Raw genomic sequence first — 19,247 nt, 5'->3', positions numbered from 1 at the left:
ACCTGACCCCATGCCGAACTCAGAAGTGAAACGCCGTAGCGCCGATGGTAGTGTGGGGCTTCCCCATGTGAGAGTAGGGAACTGCCAGGCATCAAATTAAGCAGTAAACCGGAGCGATCTGGTGGTTGTAGAGAAATTCGGTGGAGCGGTAGTTCAGTTGGTTAGAATACCTGCCTGTCACGCAGGGGGTCGCGGGTTCGAGCCCCGTCCGTTCCGCCACTTATTATGCAAAAAGCCCTAAGTTAACGCTTAGGGCTTTTTGCATATCTGAATATTAAAATCTGTATATGAATTCGTCTCCTTCCCTTCTTTTTTGTTTTTGCCGATCATTTCATTTTTCCTACCCTATCGCCGAGCGTACATTGTAAGTCTGCGATAAAATTCTATAACAGAAGTGGGTTCTTTTTTGATAGGGTATTTGGTGTATTGAAACTGATAGTGGATGAGGCGTGCGGAAAAAAACCTATGCAATGAGGTATGTTGCCGGCCAACCAGCTGAACGTATCTTTCCTCCCGGGGAAATGCATTATCCGGGGCAAGTGCTACCTACAGGCTCATTGTTGCTGGAGGGGGATGTTTTACGTGTAATGGTGTGGAACATTTTTAAACAGCAACGAATGAATTGGCTTTCCGTATTGCAAAATTTTGGCAAAGGTACCCAGTTAGTCCTGTTGCAGGAAGCGCAAAGCACGCCAGAACTCATCCGTTTTGCAACCACTAACTACCTTTCTGCCGATCAGGTTCCTGCTATTATTCTCCCACAACATCCATCTGGTGTGATGACTCTATCGGCAGCTCAGCCAGTATATTGCTGTCCTTTACGTGAAAGGGAACCCTTGTTGCGTTTGGCTAAGTCCTCTTTGGTGACGGTCTACGCGCTTCAGAATGGCCAAAGACTGATGGTTATCAATATCCATGCGGTTAACTTTAGCTTTGGTGTTGAGGTTTATACTAAGCAGTTGGCTACGATTGGGGAGCAACTCGTACATCATCAGGGGCCGGCTATTATGGCTGGAGATTTTAATGCATGGAGCCAGCAACGTATCAATGCACTTAATCGGTTTGCGACAAGGATGGGGCTGCAGGAGGTACATTTCGTTGATGACCAGCGGCGTAAGGCGTTTGGTAGACCGCTCGATTTCGTCTTTTACCGTGAGCTGACTGTTAACCAGTCTTCTGTATTGGTGACTCAGGCCTCAGATCATAACCCACTGCTCGTCGAATTTAGCCTGAGTTAATCACTATAAAAAAAAGCCCTCTACATCTGTAGGAGGGCTATTTTTCATTATTGATTCTGATATGACGTTAAGAATCAGGTTTTATATTGCTGCTAACATAAAGCGTCAGACGATCGCCTGGCTGGATGTTGGCATTCTTGTTGATAACGGTATTCCAGCGCATCACATCAACAATATTTACACCGTGGCGTTTAGCAATGCTTGCCAGCGAATCACCCTTCCGAACTTGATAGGTGATAGAGCTGCCATTGCCTGACGCTTTGGCAACTTGCAACGTTTGACCAACCTTGAGCGCACCAGCGCTACGCAGATTGTTCCAGCTCTGCAAATCTTTCGTGCTGACATTAAGTCGTGCCGCAATGGCTGATAAGGTATCACCTGAGCGTACCTTATACTGCTGTGATGCTGGCGTTGACTGTGTTTGCGCTAAGCGTGTTGGTTGAATCGCCGCGATGTCACCATCAGCCAGCGAATCTTTCAACTGCTCAACGTGAGCTTTAGGAACCATAATGTAATGTGGCCCATTTGGCGCGGTAACATTACGTTTATAGCCCGAGTTATAGCTCTTCAGCTTATTCAACGACAAACCAGCCATCTCAGCGGCTTGTGTCAATTCTATCTGCTGCCCTAGCTCAACCTTCGCTAATGCGCGGCTTTCATTGGGTTGCGGCAGACTCACGCCATACTTCTTACTGTTTTTAAGAATATCGCTCAAAGCCAGCATCTTAGGAACATAGATCGACGTTTCACGCGGTAACGCCAGTGCCCAGAAGCTGGTTGATTTTCCTTTCGCTTTATTCGCTTTCATCGCTTGCATGACGCGACCTTCACCACTGTTGTATGCAGCAACAGTCAATAACCAGTCGCCATCAAACATCGTGTTGAGTCGTTGCATCATATCCAGCGCAGCCGTCGTAGACGCAATCACATCGCGACGTCCGTCGTACCACTGGTTTTGTTTCAAACCATAGTTGCGTCCTGTGCCAGGGATAATCTGCCATAGCCCAGCGGCATTGGCGGATGATGTGGCACTTGGATCAAAAGCGCTCTCCACTATGGGTAGCAGTACCAGTTCCATCGGCATTTTACGTTGCTTAATCTGCTCGACTATCCAGTACATGTACGGCTCTGCCCGTAATGTTACATCGTGGAGATAGCTCTTATTTTTCAAATAACGCATTTTTTGCTCGCGGATCCGGGCGTTTTCCGGAACCTCCATCTTCAGCTCGTCGCCAATGAAGTTCCACAGATCTCGTTGCGCGAGGCTATCGTCATCTAACCATCGCGCGGAGGCCTCTCGGCCATCTGTGTACTTTCCTGCTTCACTTTGACTTGCCGAAGACAAACTCTGTGCATGCTGCTTAGGTTGCGAGGTGTCATGTGGTGAGACCTGACAACCCGCCAGCAAGACTGAGGCGATAATCATCGCTTTAGCCTTCATATGTTGGTCAATAGTTGCTTAAAAGACGAGCAAGGATACTTTGATTAGACGAATAGCACAACCTAAACCTTCAGAAGCAGTCTTTCTTGCTACGTAGCATCTCAAAAACTTGCCAATTCTCTATATTTTCAGGTTCCTTTGATAATTTCCTTTTTAAATCAATTTCATGACAGCGGAGAAATAGGTTGATTCTTCTCTCCAGCCCTAATGTTGTAGGTAAGCTAGACTGAGATTTTTCTCGTATCTGACTGATTTCATGGAGGTAAGCTTCAATATTGGCATCTTCTGGCAATATCGTATTAGAAAACCTTAAGTTTGATAGCGTGTATTCATGAGCGCAGCACGCTACTGTATCATCAGGAAGTTCCGCTATTTTTTGAATTGATTCATACATTTGTCTCGGTGTGCCTTCAAATATACGACCGCATCCCGCTGAAAACAGGGTGTCGCCACAGAACAAAAATGGCGCATTGTAGTAAGCAATATGACCTGATGTGTGTCCTGGAACCTCAATTACAGAAAATTCCGAATTTAACAAAGAGACGGTATTTCCTTCTTCCACCAGGTAGGTTGCGCCGCATTTAGCGGTTTCTTTTGGACCAAAAACAGGCAGATTAGGGTAATGCTTGAGGAGCTCACCTACACCTCCTACATGGTCGTTATGATGGTGAGTGAGCAAGATTGCTTCGGGAAAAAGTGCGTGTTGATCGAGCGCATTAAGCACCGGGGGCGCTTCACCAGGATCGACGATCACACAGCGATTTTCTTTATTGCTCAATAGCCAAATGTAGTTGTCCTGAAGTGCGGGGATACTGATAAGATTCATTCATCACCTCTTTTTTCTAGCAGCCTGAGGACGAGAACAGAAGATGAAATTGGCACGAACCCCTCAGACCATTGTTGCACCTGATTCGTGGGATGATATCACCTGCGGGCAATTTTATCGCGAGTCGATTGAACTGGCTTTGTTGCCATGGTGGCCAAAACTCTTTGGTTTTCATCTTATCAAGGTAGGGGCGCTAAGCGCGGAAATCCATGTAACAGAGTGTGCGATTGCGCATCAGGTTAATGTTGCTCCACACGGCGATAACCTTCAGGTTATAGCAGATGCTCATCAATTACCGTTCTCTGAAAAGTCGATCGATGCCTGCTTGCTCGCTCAAACGCTGTCTTATTCATCGGACCCGCACCGTATTCTGCGGGAGGTTGATCGTGTCTTGATCGATGACGGTTGGCTAATTCTGAGCACGTTTAATCCGATCAGTCTGGTTGGCCTGGGCAAACTGATCCCTAGACTCAATAAAAAACACCCTTATTGCAGCCGTATGTTCACTCAAATGCGTATTACGGACTGGCTGGGACTATTGAACTATGAGGTTATCGATCAGACCCATTTTCACGTTACGCCATGGCGAAGAAACAAAGGGAAGTTGAATAAACATATTCCGATGCTGGGATGCCTGACGCTGATTATTGCCCGGAAGCGCACCATTCCGCTGACGTTTACGCCGATGAGGGCGAGGTTGCGCAAAGCATCAGTGCGCCGCACGGTGGGCGCAACAAAGATATATCGGAGATGAGGCGGAGGCCTGCGGTGATTTACTCAGCCTGATAACCGGTGTCATCAAGCGTTGGTGCACTTGCGGCTGCGCGAGCGAGTTCATCGCAGCGCTCGTTTTCCGGATGCCCAGCGTGTCCTTTTACCCATTCCCATTGCACGGAGTGGTGTTGAATCGCGGCATCCAGTTTTTGCCAGAGATCGACGTTTTTGACGGGCTTTTTGTCGGCGGTTTTCCAGCCACGTTTTTTCCAGTTATGAATCCAACTGGTTATCCCCTGCCGAACATATTGGCTGTCAGTGCAGAGCACCACATCGCACGCGGTAGTCAGTGTTTCAAGTGCTGCAATTGCAGCCATCAGCTCCATTCTGTTATTCGTCGTAAGACGATAACCTGCACTTAACGCTTTTTCGTGCTGCTTGTAGCGCAGCAGGGCGCCATAGCCGCCGGGGCCGGGATTACCGAGGCAAGATCCGTCGGTGAAAATTTCTACCTGTTTGCGCATCTCTGGTAGACTCTCCCTTATGGTAAAAACGGCAAGTCTGACATAAAACGAAAACGATGAGCACTGAAATTACGCGACAAATCGTCCTGGATACAGAAACCACCGGTATGAATAAGCTAGGGGTTCACTACGAGGGGCATAAAATTATCGAGATCGGTGCGGTCGAAGTGATTAACCGCCGCCTGACTGGCCGTCATTTTCACGTCTACATCAAACCCGATCGTTTAGTGGATCCCGAAGCGTATAACGTACACGGTATTAGCGATGAGTTTCTGGCTGACAAACCGACGTATGCAGATATCGTGGATGATTTTCTCGATTTTATCCGTGGTGCGGAGTTGGTTATTCATAACGCGACGTTTGATATCGGCTTTATGGATTACGAATTTCGGTTGCTGAACCGAGATCTTCCCAAGACGGAGACGTTCTGTAAGATCACCGATAGCCTGTTGATGGCGCGGAAGATTTTTCCCGGTAAGCGTAACAGTTTGGATGCGCTCTGCGATCGCTACCAGATAGATAACAGCAAGCGTACGCTGCACGGCGCATTGCTCGATGCCGAGATTCTGGCAGAAGTTTATCTGGCGATGACTGGCGGTCAAACGTCTCTGACTTTTTCTATGGAAGGTGAAACGCAGCAGAAGAGCGAGAATACTGAAACCATCCAGAGAATCGTCCGCCCCCAGTCGGCGCTAAAGGTACTTTACGCAGATGAGGCAGAGCTGTTAGCGCATGAACAACGTCTGGATCTGATTGCTAAAAAAGGCGGGAGTTGCCTGTGGCGGGCAGAATAGCACTGCCGTAATATCGTCCTTTGCGCAGTAAAAAGAATCGGTTGATCGCACCGTGGGTGAGAGAATAGCCAGTAAGATGAAATTATAAGCAAACAGAAACGGTTAGTTATAAAAAGCATTGACGTAATAGTGCCATCATCTTAGTATTCATCCCGCTCAGTGAGCACGAGTGGAGCGGTAGTTCAGTTGGTTAGAATACCTGCCTGTCACGCAGGGGGTCGCGGGTTCGAGCCCCGTCCGTTCCGCCACTTATATGAAGACCCTGAATCAGCAATGATTCAGGGTTTTTTCATTTCTGGCTCTGTAGAAAAAGGGCTGTAGAAAAAATATGGCCACCCAGAACGTAGTGGCCGTTTTTTCAGAAATCCCAGTCTTCGTCTTCGGTGTTGACGGCTTTACCGATCACATAAGATGAACCTGAGCCAGAGAAGAAGTCGTGGTTCTCGTCCGTGTTTGGCGATAGCGCCGAGAGAATCGCGGGATTCACATCCGTCATGCTGGCGGGGAACAGCGCTTCATAACCCAGATTCATCAGCGCTTTGTTCGCGTTGTAGTGGAGGAATTTCTTCACGTCTTCCGTCCAACCGACGCCGTCATAGAGTTCCTGCGTATACAACACCTCATTGTCATACAAATCCTGTAGCAGATCGTAGGCGAAATTTTTCACCTGCTGCTGACGAGCGGGATCGGCCTTCGCTAACCCGCGCTGGAATTTGTAGCCAATATAGTAGCCGTGTACCGCTTCGTCGCGGATGATCAGTCGGATCAAATCCGCTGTGTTGGTCAGTTTGGCGCGGCTTGACCAGTACATTGGCAGATAGAATCCAGAGTAGAACAGGAATGATTCCAGAAACACGCTGGCGACTTTCTTCATCAGCGGATCGTCACTGCGGTAGTGCGACAGAATAATGTCGGACTTCTTCTGTAGCGCCGTATTCTCTTCGCTCCAGCGATACGCATCATCAACTTCGCTAGTCAGACACAGCGTCGAGAAAATAGAGCTGTATGAGCGGGCATGCACCGCTTCCATAAAGCTGATGTTAGACAGCACGGCTTCTTCATGCGGTGTCACCGCATCGGGCATGAGCGTCGGCGCGCCCAGCGTATTTTGGATGGTATCCAACAGCGTTAGGCCAGTGAACACGCGGATCGTCAACTGACGTTCGCGGGCATTCAGCGTACCCCATGACGGAATATCGTTAGAAAGCGGCACTTTTTCCGGCAGCCAGAAGTTAGACGTCAGCCGGTTCCAGACTTCCAAATCTTTGTCGTCTTCAATTTTGTTCCAGTTAATCGCCTGGACGCGAGTGAGTGCGGTCATGCTTCGATTTCCTTCCGCGATGGCTTATAGCGCACAGGACACACAGCCCTGAACTTCGGTGCCTTCCAGCGCCATCTGCCGTATGCGAATGTAATAAATAGTCTTAATGCCTTTGGTCCAGGCGTAGATCTGCGCTTTATTAATGTCGCGCGTGGTGGCGGTATCGCGGAAAAACAGCGTCAGCGACAGCCCCTGATCGACATGCTGCGTGGCGGCGGCATAGGTGTCGATAATCTTCTGCGGCCCGATTTCATAGGCATCCTGGTAATACTCCAGATTGTCATTGTTCATGTAAGGGGCGGGGTAGTAGACGCGACCAATCTTGCCCTCTTTACGAATTTCGATACGTGACACAATCGGGTGAATGCTGGACGTCGAGTGGTTGATGTATGAAATCGAACCAGTCGGCGGAACCGCTTGCAGGTTCTGGTTGTAAATGCCGTGCGCAATCACGGATTCGCGCAGTGCCGCCCAGTCCTGCTGAGTGGGAATGTGGATGCCAGACTGTTCAAACAGCTCACGTGCGCGTGCCGTGGTGGGTTCCCAGCGTTGCTCAATGTATTTATCAAAATACTCGCCCGTGGCGTATTTGGAGAGTTCAAAGCCTGAGAAACGCTGGTTCCGCTCTATTGCCAGCGCATTCGATGCCCGAAGTGCGTGGAAGGCGACGGTGTAAAAATAGATATTGGTGAAATCGACGGCTTCTTCTGTACCGTAAAAAATCCGTTCTTTCGCCAGATAGCCGTGCAGGTTCATCTGGCCTAAACCAATCGCATGTGATTGGTCATTGCCTTTTTCGATGGATGGCACGGAGCTGATGTGGCTCATATCGGAAACGGCGGTCAGCGCGCGGATCGCCATTTCAACTGTCTGACCGAAGTCGGGCGAGGCCATTGCGTTGGCGATATTCATCGAACCGAGGTTACAGGAGATGTCTTTGCCAATGTGGCTGTAGCCAAGATCGTCGTCGTACAGGCTGGCCTCGTTGACCTGCAAAATCTCAGAGCACAGGTTACTCATATTGATGCGGCCGTGAATCGGGTTCGCACGATTCACCGTATCCTCAAACATCATGTAGGGATAACCGGACTCGAACTGGATTTCAGCGAGGATCTGGAAGAATTCGCGTGCCTTAATTTGGGATTTACGGATGCGCTTGTCGTTTACCATCTCATGGTATTTTTCGGTGACACTAATTTCCGACAGTGGCACGCCATAAACCTGCTCGACATCATAAGGTGAGAACAGGTACATCACCTGATTATTCTTCGCCAACTGGAATGTGATATCGGGGATGACCACACCTAAAGACAGCGTTTTGATGCGGATTTTTTCATCGGCATTTTCCCGCTTGGTATCCAGAAAACGCAGAATATCCGGGTGATGCGCATTGAGGTACACAGCCCCCGCACCCTGACGCGCACCAAGCTGGTTGGCGTAGGAGAACGCATCCTCCAGCATTTTCATGATCGGGATGATGCCGGACGATTGGTTTTCGATACGTTTGATCGGCGCGCCAGTCTCGCGGATGTTGCTGAGCATGAAGGCCACACCGCCGCCGCGTTTTGAGAGCTGAAGCGCGGAGTTAATCGCGCGACCAATCGATTCCATATTGTCTTCAATGCGCAGTAGGAAGCAGGAGACCAGCTCGCCGCGCTGCTTTTTACCGCAATTGAGGAATGTGGGGGTGGCAGGCTGGAAGCGCCCGCTGATGATCTCGTCGACCAGCGCGCTAGCGAGTGCAGTATCCCCTTTGGAGAGGGTCAGTGCTACGAGGCAGACGCGATCTTCGTAGCGCTCCAGATAGCGTTTGCCGTCAAAGGTTTTCAGCGTATAGCCGGTGTAGTATTTGAACGCACCCAGAAAGGTTTGAAAACGGAATTTGTGAGCGTAAGCCTGCTGGAAGAGGCTTTTGATGAAATCGAAGTGGTATTGATCCAGCACGTCCGCTTCGTAGTAGCCTTCTTCAACCAGATAACGCAGCTTTTCTTCCAGATTGTGGAAGAACACGGTGTTCTGGTTCACATGCTGTAGGAAATAACGGCGTGCCGCGAGCTTATCCATCTCGAACTGGATATTCCCCTCTGCGTCGTAGAGGTTGAGCATCGCGTTCAGCGCATGGTAGTCGAGTGTATGGTAATCGAGCGAGTGGGCATCCGCTTCGGCCTTGGTTGCCTTTGCACTCACGTGGTCTGTTGTTGCCAAAATTCAGTTACTCCCTTACGCACGTTTGCAACGTCTTCTGCCGTGCCGAGCAATTCAAAGCGGTACAGGTAAGGCACCTGACATTTCTGCGCAATGATGTCGCCAGCGATGCAGTACGCTGCACCGAAATTGGTATTGCCTGCGGCAATCACGCCGCGCAAGTAAGCGCGATTGTGCGGATCGTTGAGAAAGATGATGACCTGACGCGGCACAGCCCCTTTCGTGCTGCCTCCGCCGTAGCTGGGGACAACCAGAATGTAGGGGCGATCAACTTTCAATGCAGGCTGTTCTGTCGCTATCGGGATTCTCAGGGCTGGCAAGCCAACCCGAGAAATGAAGCGATGCGTGTTTTCCGACTGGCTGGAGAAATAGACCAGCGGGTTCATATTGCCCCCTTACTGCAATTGCAGGGTGGCGTTCAGAGTACTGATCTTATCCGGGCGGAAGCCGCTCCAATGATCGTCGGCCGTCATCACGACGGGGACCTGTTGATAGCCCAACGCTCTTACCTGCTGTAACGCCTGTTCATCTTCAGTTAAGTCCACCAGTTGATAGTTAATTCCTTGCTTGTCCAGCGCACGGCATGTGGCGTTGCATTGAACACAATCTGGCTTAGTGAAAATAGTAATACGCATGATTCGTATTTACCCTTTGGCGTGAAAGAAGTATGTCGGAGCGGCTATCTTCAGGGTATATGCACCCGAACCGATCCACTGGGTAGCAACTCGTTACGCGAGCGCCACACAAAGAATACTAGATGTGGGTGTTTTAAATTTCAACCACACAAGATATATGATTTTTAGTTGACCTTATACCAATTGACGCAAACCCAGATGCAGCAAGGCTGGGAGAGAATGCAAGTAAAAAATGTAGAAATAAATAAATGTGACGCACATCATTTTTGACGAAATAGTGTGCTAAAAAACAAAAAGGAGAGTTGGGGAAATGGAAATGTTACCTAAGATTGCTGACAAAGTGCGTCGAGCGGTGGTAATGGATAGATCGTAAAGACGCTGCAAGTACCTCCCTGTAAGCTCGGGTTGCGCCATCCTGGCATAAACGCTTTACTCTTCTATTCCATTACCACCGTTTTCGTTCTGCAAACAAGCTTACCAACGGCTGGTGCAGCATCGCAGTCTGAGGCCGTCAATTAGAGGACGGGCAGGTTTCTGCCGTAATAGATTTCCTGCATTTCGTGATACAGCAGATCGGTGATTCTTTTCCGTTCAGCTGCGCTGAGTGCTTCAGGGCTGACGTTGAACAGGTAGTGTTTCAGGTCGAAATCTTTCAATAACATCTTGGTATGAAAGATATTTTCCTGATACACGTTCACATCCATCATGTGATAGAGCGCTTTCATATCCTCGGACATGAAGTTCTGAACCGAATTGATCTGATGATCGATGAAATGTTTTATACCGTTGACATCACGAGTAAATCCTCGCACGCGATAGTCGATGGTCACAATATCGGATTCAAGCTGGTGGATCAGGTAGTTCAGCGCCTTCAGCGGTGAAATTACGCCACAGGTAGACACTTCGATATCCGCACGGAAGGTGCACAGCCCGCCTTCTGGGTGGCTTTCTGGGTAGGTATGAACGCAGATATGGCTTTTATCCAGATGCGCGACGACAGAATTGGGCAGTGGTCCGGGATGTTCTGAGGTATCGACATCCCGTGGATCGATGGGTTCTTCGCTGACCAGAATGGTCACGCTGGCACCTTGTGGGTCATAGTCCTGACGCGCGATGTTAAGGACGTTGGCACCGATAATGGAGCAGGTTTCAGTGAGGATTTCTGTTAAACGGTTAGCGTTATATTGTTCGTCGATATAGGCGATATAACCATCGCGATCGTCGGCCGTTTTGGTGTAACAGATATCGTAGATACAAAAACTCAGGCTTTTCGTCAGGTTGTTAAAGCCGTGTAGTTTCAGCTTGTGCAATTTACGTCACCCCCTTGTGGTTGTGTGGTTACCCTAAGTGATGGGTTATTGCGCATTCTGTAACGCGCTCAGCAGATACTGTGGCAGGGCAAAACTGCCGATGTGAACATTTGGTGTGTAATAGCGACAGGTGATACCAGAGTGCGCAAAACGCTGGCGCAGCGTGGCGGTGTCTATCTGACGCAGCGCCGGGTTATTGCTGGCCCAGGCGAACGTCATAATGCCGCCGTAATACGTCGGGATCGCTGCCTGATAAAAGCTGACATCGTTGAAATAGTGGCTGAGTTTTTTATGGCTGCCGACGGCTTCATCCTGTTGCAGGAAACACACGCCATTCTGAGCGACGAAAATCCCGCCTTCGTTCAGGCAACGGGCGCAGCCCTGATAGAAATCGGAGGTGAACAAGCTTTCGCCGGGGCCGATGGGGTCGGTGCAATCGGAAATAATGACGTCAAACTTGTCGCTGCACTGTCTGACGAAGTTAACGCCGTCATCAATCACCAGATTAAAACGCGGGTCGTCATAGCTACCGGCGCTGTGATTGGGCAGATACTGGCGACAAAATTCCACCACGCCCGCATCAATTTCTACCATCGTGATATGTTCGACGCCGCGGTGTCGGCTGACTTCCCGCAGCATACCTCCATCGCCGCCACCGATAATCAGGACGCGTTTAGCATTACCGTGTGACAGAAGAGGAACGTGGGTGAGCATTTCGTGATAGATGAATTCATCGCGCTCGGTGGTTTGCACCACGCCGTCAAGCGCCATTACGCGGCCTAATGCGTCGTTTTCAAAGATGATGAGATCTTGATGATCGGTCTTCTCGTGATACAGCACACGATCAACCGAAAAGTACTGGCCAAAGTTGGCATGTAGGGTTTCATACCAAATTTCTTTCTGGGACATGTTAGGGCTTCCTCCGCGATAACAGCCATGAAAATTGGCGCGCCATCATAGCCGACTCTTTTGCCGCTTGCACGGTCAAATTTCAGTCAGCGCGGAGGTGGAAGAGAACTACTGTGCGTAGGAGAGCAAACCGAGCGAATTACGCGCCAGAGACTGGCATTTCTTTGGCGTCGGGATAGCGATTTTACTCAGATCGCGATAGCTGTCTTCACCCATCGCTGTCATATCGTAAGCGCTGTAATTGCTGAGATCCCAGCGGTTTTGCTGAGCAAACGCGACTAGTGTCCGACGAATCTGTTCATTCGGCAGATCTTGATAGCCACAGTGGTTTTTCAGATAAACAAAGATCGCGGTCAGATCGGCCAGATCTTCCGCTTCAAATTCATTCAGCGCCTTGCTGGCGGAAGAGAAGCTCATCAGGCTTAGCAGGAGCAGAGCCAGCGCAGAGTTTTTCATGGTTGAACCTGTTCCAAATGTTGTCAGATGACGTTATCACAGATATCCCATGAGGTTCCAAGTTTTCTTACGGGAAACATCTGATTGCGATAAAAAACGAATGGTGAAAAGGTGGAAAACCAATAAATGCAATCTATTGAAATGGTTGATTTTTATTTTAGTGACGGTCGGTGATGGAAATCGCCTCAGGTTAATCGCAGGATTAAAGCCCATTTATCGCTGTTTGATACGATGACGCCACCGTCAGCCTCTGTTATTAATAACAGCGATCTCATCTAATACAGTTTTTATTCTATGATCTCCGGTGTCTGGCGCGTCAGTAGTTGGTTGTTGGCGGGACTGTTGCTGCTTCCTTTAGCAACGGTTTTTTATCAGGCTTTTTTTGCCGATGGGATGGGATTTACCCAACTGTGGCAAGTCGGGCTACCCACCTATCTGATACATTCAGCGGTCATCGTAATTGGCACGCTTTTCTTCAGTTTGCTGTTTGGATTGCCTTCCGCCTGGTTTATTGCCATGTACCGTTTTCCCGGCCATCGCGTGCTGCAATGGGCGCTTTGCCTGCCGCTCGCGATGCCCGCATTTCTGCTCGCCTACCTTTATACCGATGCGTTACGCCATCTGTCCCGGTTGTTGCAAGAAGGTGGGTTGCAGATAGTGTCGTCGTGGGGTGAATCCCACATTGCTGGGCTACCCGTTTCGCTGGGTTGCATAAGTCTGGTGCTGGCACTGGTGCTCTATCCCTATATTTACCTGTTAGTACGTGAAGCGTTGGTGAAACAGCCTGCCAGCCTTATCCATTCGGCGCGTTTACTTAATCAGACGCGTGCTCAGGTATTTCGCCGCTTATGTTTGCCTATTGCACGGCCTGCGATTGCCTGCGGTGGTGCGCTAGTGGTGGTCGAGACTCTGGGCGATTATGGCGCAGCGTCTTATCTTGATACCCCAACCCTGACAACACAGGTGCTGGATATTTGGCAGAAGCAGGGCGATCTCGGCGCGGCAGCACGCGTTGGCGTGTTGATTTTACCTGCGATCTTCCTCTTGATGTTTCTGGTTAATTTCTGGCGTCGCAAGCAGAGAATTTATCAAGCTCAAGCGAATCCTTCTCAGGTGGTTCCGCCTGTGTTGAACGGGTGGCGCAGTAAGGCGGTTCGCAGTTACTGCTGGGGAATCGTTTGTCTGTCTTTTCTGTTCCCGCTGCTGTATCTACTCTTTTTGGCCCTCCGACACATGCTGTCGGTGTGGGATATGGCGTTCCTCCACGCGGTAACGAATAGCCTGTTGGCGTCCGCTATCGCGACAGCCGTTATTACGCTAATGGCGCTGTCGTTTATCTTCTACACGCGCACGGCCGGGATATTTGCCAATCAGACGCCGGTTCGGCTAGTCAGCCTGAGTTTTGCCTTGCCCGGCGCGGTGCTGGCTGTCGGAATGTTTACCTTGTTGTCGCTGGTGGACAGCGGAATTAATCTGTTTGCCAGCGCGGCGGGGTTACCTCCCGCGGAGGCTTTGCTGGCGGGATCGCTGTTTATTCTCATCCTCGCCTATAGCGTTAAATTTGGGCGTCTGATGCTGGACAGCCTTGAGCGCAGTATGGAAGCCATCCCGCGTTCGCTGGACAGCGCGAGCCTTGTGCTGGGCGCGTCTCCCCTCAGCCGCTGGTCACGCGTGCATATTCCGCTGTTGCGCCGCAGCCTGTTTATCGGGGCGCTGCTGATTTTCACGGAAAGCATGAAAGAGCTGAATGTTTCGCTGCTGCTGCGCCCTTTCGGGATTGATACGTTGGCGACGTATGTTTTTCGCTTTACGGCGGATGAGCAGATTGCGTCATTTGCCTTTCCTGCGCTGGTGCTGGTGGCGGTAGGGCTAATCCCTGTTTTCTGGCTGAATCGCGCACTGAATATAAAAGGATAATGACATGGCCGCGTCGATAGATATTCTGAGCGTTCAGGCGGTAAGTTGTACGCTACAGCAGTCCCCCGTGTTGGAGAACATCTCATTTGCCGTGCGCGATGATGAAACGATTTGCCTACTGGGTAAAAACGGTTGCGGTAAAACGGCGCTATTACAGGTGATCGCTGGCCTGCTACCGATTACTCAGGGCAAGATCTTGCTGGAGGGTGAGCCTGTCAGCTCACCGCAAGAGTACGTCCTGCCTGAGCTGCGTCAGGTTGGCCTGATTTTTCAGGACTATGCGCTCTTTCCGCATCTCACGGTGGAAGGCAACATTGCGTTTGGCTTATATGGCCGCCCGGAAAGCGAGGTGAAGCCAATCTGTGCGGAGATGCTGACGCTCTTGCAACTGGATGATGTCGCCGCACGCTATCCACACGAGCTATCGAATGAACAGCAACAGCGTTTGGCGATTGCCCGCGCGCTAGCCTGTGAGCCGAAACTGCTGTTGCTGGATGAACCCTTCCCAGGTCTGGACAGCCAGACCCGTTACCGCTTGATCACCGAATTACGGCAGGTTCTCAAACAGCGCCATGTCGCGGCGGTTTTCGCTACGCACAGCAGAGAGGAAGCCTTTGCCTGCGCCGATCACCTGATTCTGCTGGATGAAGGGAAAATTATGCAGCAGGGCTACCCATCCGAGCTGTACCATCGCCCGAATAGCCGCTTTGTGGCTGATTTTATGGGGAATACGAACTATTTGCCTGTGAAAATTATGAGTGACCATCAGTGGCAAAGCCCATTGGGCGATCATCAGGCGACACATCCACTCAATCAGCCGATGGATTCACAATGCGACTGGATGGTGCGCCCGGCAGACGTGGCGCTGGCGCTCGATCCCGATGGTCCGGCGTCGATCGAAGATAGGCTATTTATGGGCACATCAAACTTGTATCGGGTGAAGATGGGAGAACTGATGCTGCTGGTGCAGACTGGCAACTGGTTTGAACCGGGACAGCAGGTGCGTTTAAGCATTAAGACGGATCCGCCAGTCTTGTATCCTGCTTTACCCGCCGCCAGCGGTCCGGCTGACGGCCCTGAAACGAAATGATTATGCCTCGTGCAGGTCTGCCGCTGGCATGAGCCACGTGCTGTTGTGTTTTTCAAACCCTAATTTCGGGTAGTAATCCACCGCCAGCGGCGCGGCCAGCAAAATGATTTTGCAGCCTTTTTCAAGCTGCTGAGCGGTTTGTTGAATCAGTTTCTTGCCTATTCCCGCATGCTGACAGTCCTCTGATACCGCCAGATCGGACAGATAACAGCAAAAATGAAAATCCGTCACGCTGCGCGCGATCCCAACCAGTGTCTCCCCTTGCCAGGCGGAAACCAGCAGGTTGGCGTGCTTAAGCATACCGGCAATTGCCACTTCGTCGTCCAGCGGGCGGCGCGGCCCCAATGAGGTTTTCGCCAACAGCTCAATGAACTGCTGACTGGAAAGCGGGGCATTCACTTTGTAGCAAACATCCACTGGTGTTGTGCTCATGGTGTCTCCTTCATGGTGTGGTTTCTGATATACTTCGCGCGCTTGGGCATTGCCCGGGCTGATTCAAACGTCAGCATTGGCGCATCATCGATAATGAATCTGTCATTTTGCCGATGGTGCTGAATACCTTACTTCAAAGAGTTATCAGTATGATGAAACATACCGTGGAAGTCATGATTTCTGAGCAGGAAGTGATGGCACGGGTTACCGAACTGGGGCAACAGATCAGCGAACACTACCGTGATAGCGGCAGCGATATGGTGCTGGTGGGGTTATTGCGCGGATCGTTTATCTTTATGGCCGATTTATGCCGGGCGATTGATGTCCCTCACGAAGTGGATTTCATGACGGCATCCAGCTATGGCAGCGGTATGAACAGTACGCGCGATGTTAAGATCCTGAAAGATCTGGATGAAGATATTCGCGGCAAAGACGTGTTGATCGTGGAAGATATTATCGACTCGGGCAATACGCTGAGCAAAGTGCGGGAAATTCTGCAACTGCGTGCGCCGAAATCGCTGGCGATCTGTACGCTGCTGGACAAACCGGAGCGCCGTGAAGTGGCGGTGAAAGTCGAGTGGGTGGGGTTCTCGATCCCCGATGAGTTCGTTGTGGGTTACGGCATCGACTATGCCCAACACTATCGCCACTTACCTTACGTCGGCAAGGTTGTTCCACAGGAATAGCGTATCAGATAAGGCCGATGCCGTGAGCGACGCCCAGCGAGTGGGCGTCAGACAGCGTATCAAGGCAGGGAGGAAATCGCGCGGCGATAACGCTGTTCCAGCGTCTCCCGGTTGGTCGCAGTCACTTCCAGATCGCGCAGACGGCCATCCTGAATACCGTAAACCCAACCGTGGATCGTGACTTTCTGCCCACGCTTCCAGGCGGACTGCATGATGGTGGAGTGGCCGAGATTATAAACCTGCTCGACAACGTTGATTTCACAGAGCGTATTCAGCCGCTGTTCAGGAGGCAATTCCCCCAGCAGCGAACTATGCTTGTACCACAAATCACGAATGTGCAGCAGCCAGTTGTTAATCAAACCCAATTCTGGGTTTTCCACCGCAGCCTGAACACCACCGCAGCCGTAGTGGCCGCAGATAATGATATGTTCGACTTCGAGAACTTCGACGGCATATTGCACGACAGACAGGCAATTGAGGTCGGTGTGAATAACCAGATTGGCAACGTTACGGTGAACAAACAGTTCACCAGGCTCAAGGCTGGTCAGACTTTCCGCAGGTACGCGACTGTCCGAGCATCCAATCCATAGAAAACGGGGTCGTTGTGCCTGCGCCAGACGTTCAAAATAGCCAGGATCCTCTTCCACCATCGTTTTAGACCAAAGCTGGTTGTTCGCGATGAGCGTTTCAATTTCTTTCATGAAAGTAAATGACCTGTAACAAACAAGGGGCAGTGAGGAGTAATATAAGGCAACATGCGTCGTTTGAAAAACGATAGTTTATACTCGTCATACTTCAAGTTGCATGTGCGTTGGCTGCGTTCACTCACCCGAATCACTTACTTGAGTAAGCTCATCGGGATGAAATGAGAGACATCCTGTCTCTCACCGGAGGCCAGCCGTTGGCTGGTCAAATTCGTTCCCGACGAATTTGTCCTTCTCTTGCCGCCTTCCTGAAACTTGAATTATTTAGAGTATATATTTGTCACACTTTGAATCTGTAGAACTCACTGATAATAAGGCAATCCATTTCTTATGACATATGCACTGGAACTGGCGCAACTAACCAAAACCTATTCGGGAGGCGTCCAGGCGCTACGGGGGATCGACCTGAACGTGGAAGCGGGGGATTTCTATGCGCTTCTGGGGCCAAATGGCGCGGGAAAATCGACCACGATTGGGATTATCAGCTCGCTGGTGAATAAAACGGCCGGTAAAGTTCGCGTCTTCGGCTATGACCTTGAGCTGGACAAAGTGAATGCGAAACGCCAACTGGGGTTGGTCCCGCAGGAATTTAACTTCAATCCTTTCGAAACGGTATTACAGATTGTGGTTAATCAGGCCGGCTATTATGGCGTGAAACGTCAGGACGCGTTGCAGCGTGCCGAAAAATACCTGAAACAGCTCGATCTGTGGGAGAAACGTAGCGAAAAAGCGATGATGTTGTCTGGTGGGATGAAGCGTCGTCTGATGATTGCGCGTGCGTTAATGCATGAGCCTAAGCTGCTGATTCTTGATGAACCAACCGCAGGCGTGGATATCGAATTACGTCGTTCTATGTGGGGTTTTTTGAAGGAGCTGAACGCGCAGGGCACCACGATTATCCTAACGACGCACTATCTGGAAGAAGCGGAAATGCTATGCCGCAACATCGGGATCATCCAGCGGGGAGAGCTGGTGGAGAACACCTCGATGAAGCAGCTACTTGCTCAGCTGAAGTCCGAAACGTTTATTTTCGATCTGGCGGCGAAAAGCCCGCTGCCACAGCTTGAAGGTTATGCGTTCCGCCTGATGGATACCTCAACGCTGGAAGTGGATGTGATGCGCGAGCAAGGCCTGAACGCGTTATTCAGCCAGCTCAGTGCACAGGGGATAACGATATTAAGTATGCGTAATAAAGCGAACCGGTTGGAAGAGCTGTTTGTCACCTTGGTTAATGGGGACGGGGTGAGCGGTAAGGGAGAAAAGGCATGATGCATTTGTATTGGGTAGCGCTACAGAGTATCTGGGTGAAAGAAGTCACTCGATTTGGGCGTATCTGGATTCAGACGCTGGTGCCGCCAGTGATCACGATGACGCTGTATTTCATTATTTTCGGCAACCTGATCGGTTCACGTATTGGCGATATGCACGGTTTCACCTACATGCAGTTTATCGTGCCGGGCTTGATCATGATGGCGGTGATTACCAACGCCTATGCTAACGTCGCTTCTTCCTTTTTCAGCGCCAAGTTTCAACGCAATATTGAAGAACTGCTGGTCGCGCCAGTGCCGACTCACGTGATCATTGCGGGCTATGTTGGTGGGGGTATTGCACGTGGCCTGTGCGTCGGGGTTCTGGTGACTGCTGTATCACTGTTCTTCGTCCCGTTGCAGGTTCATGCCTGGTGGATCATTGTTCTGACGCTCCTGCTGACGGCGACGCTGTTCTCGCTGGCGGGCTTATTGAATGCGGTATTTGCGAAAACCTTTGATGATATCAGCCTGATTCCGACATTTGTGTTAACGCCGCTGACCTATCTGGGTGGGGTGTTTTACTCGCTGACGCTGCTGCCGCCGTTCTGGCAGGCCGTTTCCAAGCTGAACCCAGTCGTGTACATGATTAGCGGCTTCCGCTATGGCTTCCTCGGGATTCAGGATGTACCGCTGCTGTTCACGATGTCGGTGCTGATAGCCTTTATCGTGGCGTTTTATCTGCTGGTCTGGTGGCTGATTGAACGCGGACGCGGGTTACGGACGTAGTGTGTGGAT

The 19,247-nt window shown here is 50.5% G+C and carries 19 protein-coding genes, 2 tRNA genes, 1 rRNA gene and 1 pseudogene; 11 read left to right on the top strand and 12 right to left on the bottom strand.

Annotation, left to right across the window (positions count from 1 at the left end):
- From rrf to BUB06_RS20420, 3 genes are all read left to right on the top strand, one after another.
- Positions 1-90 (top strand): 5S ribosomal RNA (gene rrf / locus BUB06_RS20430); the annotation flags it as partial.
- A gap of 52 nt (positions 91-142) precedes the next feature.
- A tRNA-Asp gene (locus tag BUB06_RS20425) sits at positions 143-219 on the top strand.
- A gap of 230 nt (positions 220-449) precedes the next feature.
- Positions 450-1,238 carry an endonuclease/exonuclease/phosphatase family protein gene (locus BUB06_RS20420; RefSeq protein ID WP_039476401.1) on the top strand — a complete coding sequence of 263 codons (789 nt, stop codon included), beginning with the start codon at positions 450-452 and terminating at the stop codon, positions 1,236-1,238.
- A 67-nt stretch (positions 1,239-1,305) separates the two neighbouring features.
- On the opposite strand, the gene mltD is transcribed toward BUB06_RS20420, so the two are convergent.
- Positions 1,306-2,679 (bottom strand): murein transglycosylase D, encoded by a 1,374-nt coding sequence (gene mltD, locus BUB06_RS20415; RefSeq protein ID WP_039476399.1) that lies wholly within the window; start codon positions 2,677-2,679, stop codon positions 1,306-1,308.
- A gap of 70 nt (positions 2,680-2,749) precedes the next feature.
- Complete coding sequence (gene gloB, locus BUB06_RS20410) at positions 2,750-3,505, bottom strand: hydroxyacylglutathione hydrolase (RefSeq protein WP_039476398.1); 756 nt, start codon at positions 3,503-3,505, stop codon at positions 2,750-2,752.
- 43 nt (positions 3,506-3,548) lie between these two features.
- On the opposite strand from gloB, the gene BUB06_RS20405 reads away from it, so the two are divergent.
- On the top strand, positions 3,549-4,259 hold the full coding sequence (locus tag BUB06_RS20405) for a class I SAM-dependent methyltransferase (RefSeq protein ID WP_010309446.1): 711 nt from the start codon (positions 3,549-3,551) through the stop codon (positions 4,257-4,259).
- A 19-nt stretch (positions 4,260-4,278) separates the two neighbouring features.
- Here BUB06_RS20405 and rnhA read toward each other — a convergent pair.
- Positions 4,279-4,846 (bottom strand): annotated as a pseudogene (gene rnhA / locus BUB06_RS20400) (ribonuclease HI).
- Between rnhA and dnaQ the strand changes: the two are divergent.
- Both dnaQ and BUB06_RS20390 read left to right on the top strand, forming a co-directional pair.
- Entirely contained in the window at positions 4,800-5,537 is a 738-nt protein-coding gene (dnaQ, locus tag BUB06_RS20395) for a DNA polymerase III subunit epsilon (RefSeq protein WP_010309440.1), read from the top strand. The pseudogene rnhA and the gene dnaQ overlap by 47 nt on opposite strands.
- A gap of 171 nt (positions 5,538-5,708) precedes the next feature.
- Positions 5,709-5,785, top strand: a tRNA-Asp gene (locus BUB06_RS20390).
- A gap of 110 nt (positions 5,786-5,895) precedes the next feature.
- Here BUB06_RS20390 and nrdF read toward each other — a convergent pair.
- The 7 genes from nrdF to BUB06_RS20355 all read right to left on the bottom strand — a co-directional run bounded on the left by nrdF (position 5,896) and on the right by BUB06_RS20355 (position 12,373).
- Positions 5,896-6,858 (bottom strand): class 1b ribonucleoside-diphosphate reductase subunit beta, encoded by a 963-nt coding sequence (gene nrdF / locus BUB06_RS20385; RefSeq protein WP_039476397.1) that lies wholly within the window; start codon positions 6,856-6,858, stop codon positions 5,896-5,898.
- Between the two features lie 24 nt (positions 6,859-6,882).
- Positions 6,883-9,045 carry a class 1b ribonucleoside-diphosphate reductase subunit alpha gene (gene nrdE, locus BUB06_RS20380; RefSeq protein ID WP_048329359.1) on the bottom strand — a complete coding sequence of 721 codons (2,163 nt, stop codon included), beginning with the start codon at positions 9,043-9,045 and terminating at the stop codon, positions 6,883-6,885.
- Positions 9,042-9,449 (bottom strand): class Ib ribonucleoside-diphosphate reductase assembly flavoprotein NrdI, encoded by a 408-nt coding sequence (gene nrdI / locus BUB06_RS20375; protein ID WP_010280810.1) that lies wholly within the window; start codon positions 9,447-9,449, stop codon positions 9,042-9,044. The genes nrdE and nrdI overlap by 4 nt, the downstream gene beginning before the upstream one ends.
- 9 nt (positions 9,450-9,458) lie before the next feature.
- Entirely contained in the window at positions 9,459-9,698 is a 240-nt protein-coding gene (gene nrdH / locus BUB06_RS20370) for a glutaredoxin-like protein NrdH (protein WP_010309776.1), read from the bottom strand.
- A gap of 515 nt (positions 9,699-10,213) precedes the next feature.
- The gene (speD, locus tag BUB06_RS20365) at positions 10,214-11,008 is read right to left on the bottom strand and encodes an adenosylmethionine decarboxylase (protein WP_010308862.1); all 795 of its coding nucleotides are present in this window, start codon (positions 11,006-11,008) and stop codon (positions 10,214-10,216) included.
- Between the two features lie 45 nt (positions 11,009-11,053).
- A complete protein-coding gene (gene speE / locus BUB06_RS20360) occupies positions 11,054-11,917 on the bottom strand; it encodes a polyamine aminopropyltransferase (protein ID WP_039476393.1) in 864 nt (287 codons plus the stop codon).
- 108 nt (positions 11,918-12,025) lie between these two features.
- Positions 12,026-12,373 carry a YacC family pilotin-like protein gene (locus BUB06_RS20355; RefSeq protein ID WP_010280797.1) on the bottom strand — a complete coding sequence of 116 codons (348 nt, stop codon included), beginning with the start codon at positions 12,371-12,373 and terminating at the stop codon, positions 12,026-12,028.
- Between the two features lie 294 nt (positions 12,374-12,667).
- Between BUB06_RS20355 and BUB06_RS20350 the strand changes: the two genes are divergently transcribed.
- Complete coding sequence (locus BUB06_RS20350) at positions 12,668-14,290, top strand: ABC transporter permease (protein WP_039476391.1); 1,623 nt, start codon at positions 12,668-12,670, stop codon at positions 14,288-14,290.
- Positions 14,291-14,294: 4 nt separating this feature from the next.
- Positions 14,295-15,380, top strand: coding sequence for an ABC transporter ATP-binding protein (locus BUB06_RS20345; RefSeq protein ID WP_039476389.1), 1,086 nt, complete (start codon positions 14,295-14,297; stop codon positions 15,378-15,380).
- On the opposite strand, the gene BUB06_RS20340 is transcribed toward BUB06_RS20345, so the two are convergent.
- Positions 15,381-15,812, bottom strand: a complete 432-nt coding sequence (locus tag BUB06_RS20340) for a GNAT family N-acetyltransferase (protein WP_010308848.1) — start codon at positions 15,810-15,812, stop codon at positions 15,381-15,383. It lies immediately after the preceding gene.
- Between the two features lie 152 nt (positions 15,813-15,964).
- On the opposite strand from BUB06_RS20340, the gene hpt reads away from it, so the two are divergent.
- Positions 15,965-16,498 (top strand): hypoxanthine phosphoribosyltransferase, encoded by a 534-nt coding sequence (gene hpt, locus BUB06_RS20335; protein ID WP_029369092.1) that lies wholly within the window; start codon positions 15,965-15,967, stop codon positions 16,496-16,498.
- A gap of 59 nt (positions 16,499-16,557) precedes the next feature.
- Here the strand turns inward: hpt and can are convergent, their stop codons facing one another.
- A complete protein-coding gene (can, locus tag BUB06_RS20330) occupies positions 16,558-17,199 on the bottom strand; it encodes a carbonate dehydratase (RefSeq protein WP_010280785.1) in 642 nt (213 codons plus the stop codon).
- 333 nt (positions 17,200-17,532) lie between these two features.
- Here can and BUB06_RS20325 point away from each other — a divergent pair, with 333 nt between their 5' ends.
- Both BUB06_RS20325 and BUB06_RS20320 read left to right on the top strand, forming a co-directional pair.
- Complete coding sequence (locus BUB06_RS20325) at positions 17,533-18,471, top strand: ABC transporter ATP-binding protein (RefSeq protein ID WP_010299580.1); 939 nt, start codon at positions 17,533-17,535, stop codon at positions 18,469-18,471.
- Positions 18,468-19,238, top strand: coding sequence for an ABC transporter permease (locus tag BUB06_RS20320; RefSeq protein ID WP_010299572.1), 771 nt, complete (start codon positions 18,468-18,470; stop codon positions 19,236-19,238). Before BUB06_RS20325 ends, BUB06_RS20320 begins: the two co-directional genes overlap by 4 nt.
- Positions 19,239-19,247: the final 9 nt, after the last annotated feature.

This window comes from Pectobacterium carotovorum (genome assembly GCF_900129615.1).
Lineage (GTDB): Bacteria > Pseudomonadota > Gammaproteobacteria > Enterobacterales > Enterobacteriaceae > Pectobacterium > Pectobacterium carotovorum.
Note: the sequence above shows the minus strand (reverse complement) of the source record. Positions and strands in the feature narration are given on the sequence as shown.

Coding starts and splice junctions, on each gene's coding strand:
- mltD (WP_039476399.1), bottom strand. CDS start 2,679: ATGAAGGCTAAAGCGATGATTATCGCCTCAGTCTTGCTGGCGGGTTGT.
- gloB (WP_039476398.1), bottom strand. CDS start 3,505: ATGAATCTTATCAGTATCCCCGCACTTCAGGACAACTACATTTGGCTA.
- BUB06_RS20405 (WP_010309446.1), top strand. CDS start 3,549: ATGAAATTGGCACGAACCCCTCAGACCATTGTTGCACCTGATTCGTGG.
- dnaQ (WP_010309440.1), top strand. CDS start 4,800: ATGAGCACTGAAATTACGCGACAAATCGTCCTGGATACAGAAACCACC.
- nrdF (WP_039476397.1), bottom strand. CDS start 6,858: ATGACCGCACTCACTCGCGTCCAGGCGATTAACTGGAACAAAATTGAA.
- nrdI (WP_010280810.1), bottom strand. CDS start 9,449: ATGAACCCGCTGGTCTATTTCTCCAGCCAGTCGGAAAACACGCATCGC.
- nrdH (WP_010309776.1), bottom strand. CDS start 9,698: ATGCGTATTACTATTTTCACTAAGCCAGATTGTGTTCAATGCAACGCC.
- speE (WP_039476393.1), bottom strand. CDS start 11,917: ATGTCCCAGAAAGAAATTTGGTATGAAACCCTACATGCCAACTTTGGC.
- BUB06_RS20355 (WP_010280797.1), bottom strand. CDS start 12,373: ATGAAAAACTCTGCGCTGGCTCTGCTCCTGCTAAGCCTGATGAGCTTC.
- BUB06_RS20350 (WP_039476391.1), top strand. CDS start 12,668: ATGATCTCCGGTGTCTGGCGCGTCAGTAGTTGGTTGTTGGCGGGACTG.
- BUB06_RS20345 (WP_039476389.1), top strand. CDS start 14,295: ATGGCCGCGTCGATAGATATTCTGAGCGTTCAGGCGGTAAGTTGTACG.
- BUB06_RS20340 (WP_010308848.1), bottom strand. CDS start 15,812: ATGAGCACAACACCAGTGGATGTTTGCTACAAAGTGAATGCCCCGCTT.
- hpt (WP_029369092.1), top strand. CDS start 15,965: ATGAAACATACCGTGGAAGTCATGATTTCTGAGCAGGAAGTGATGGCA.
- can (WP_010280785.1), bottom strand. CDS start 17,199: ATGAAAGAAATTGAAACGCTCATCGCGAACAACCAGCTTTGGTCTAAA.
- BUB06_RS20325 (WP_010299580.1), top strand. CDS start 17,533: ATGACATATGCACTGGAACTGGCGCAACTAACCAAAACCTATTCGGGA.
- BUB06_RS20320 (WP_010299572.1), top strand. CDS start 18,468: ATGATGCATTTGTATTGGGTAGCGCTACAGAGTATCTGGGTGAAAGAA.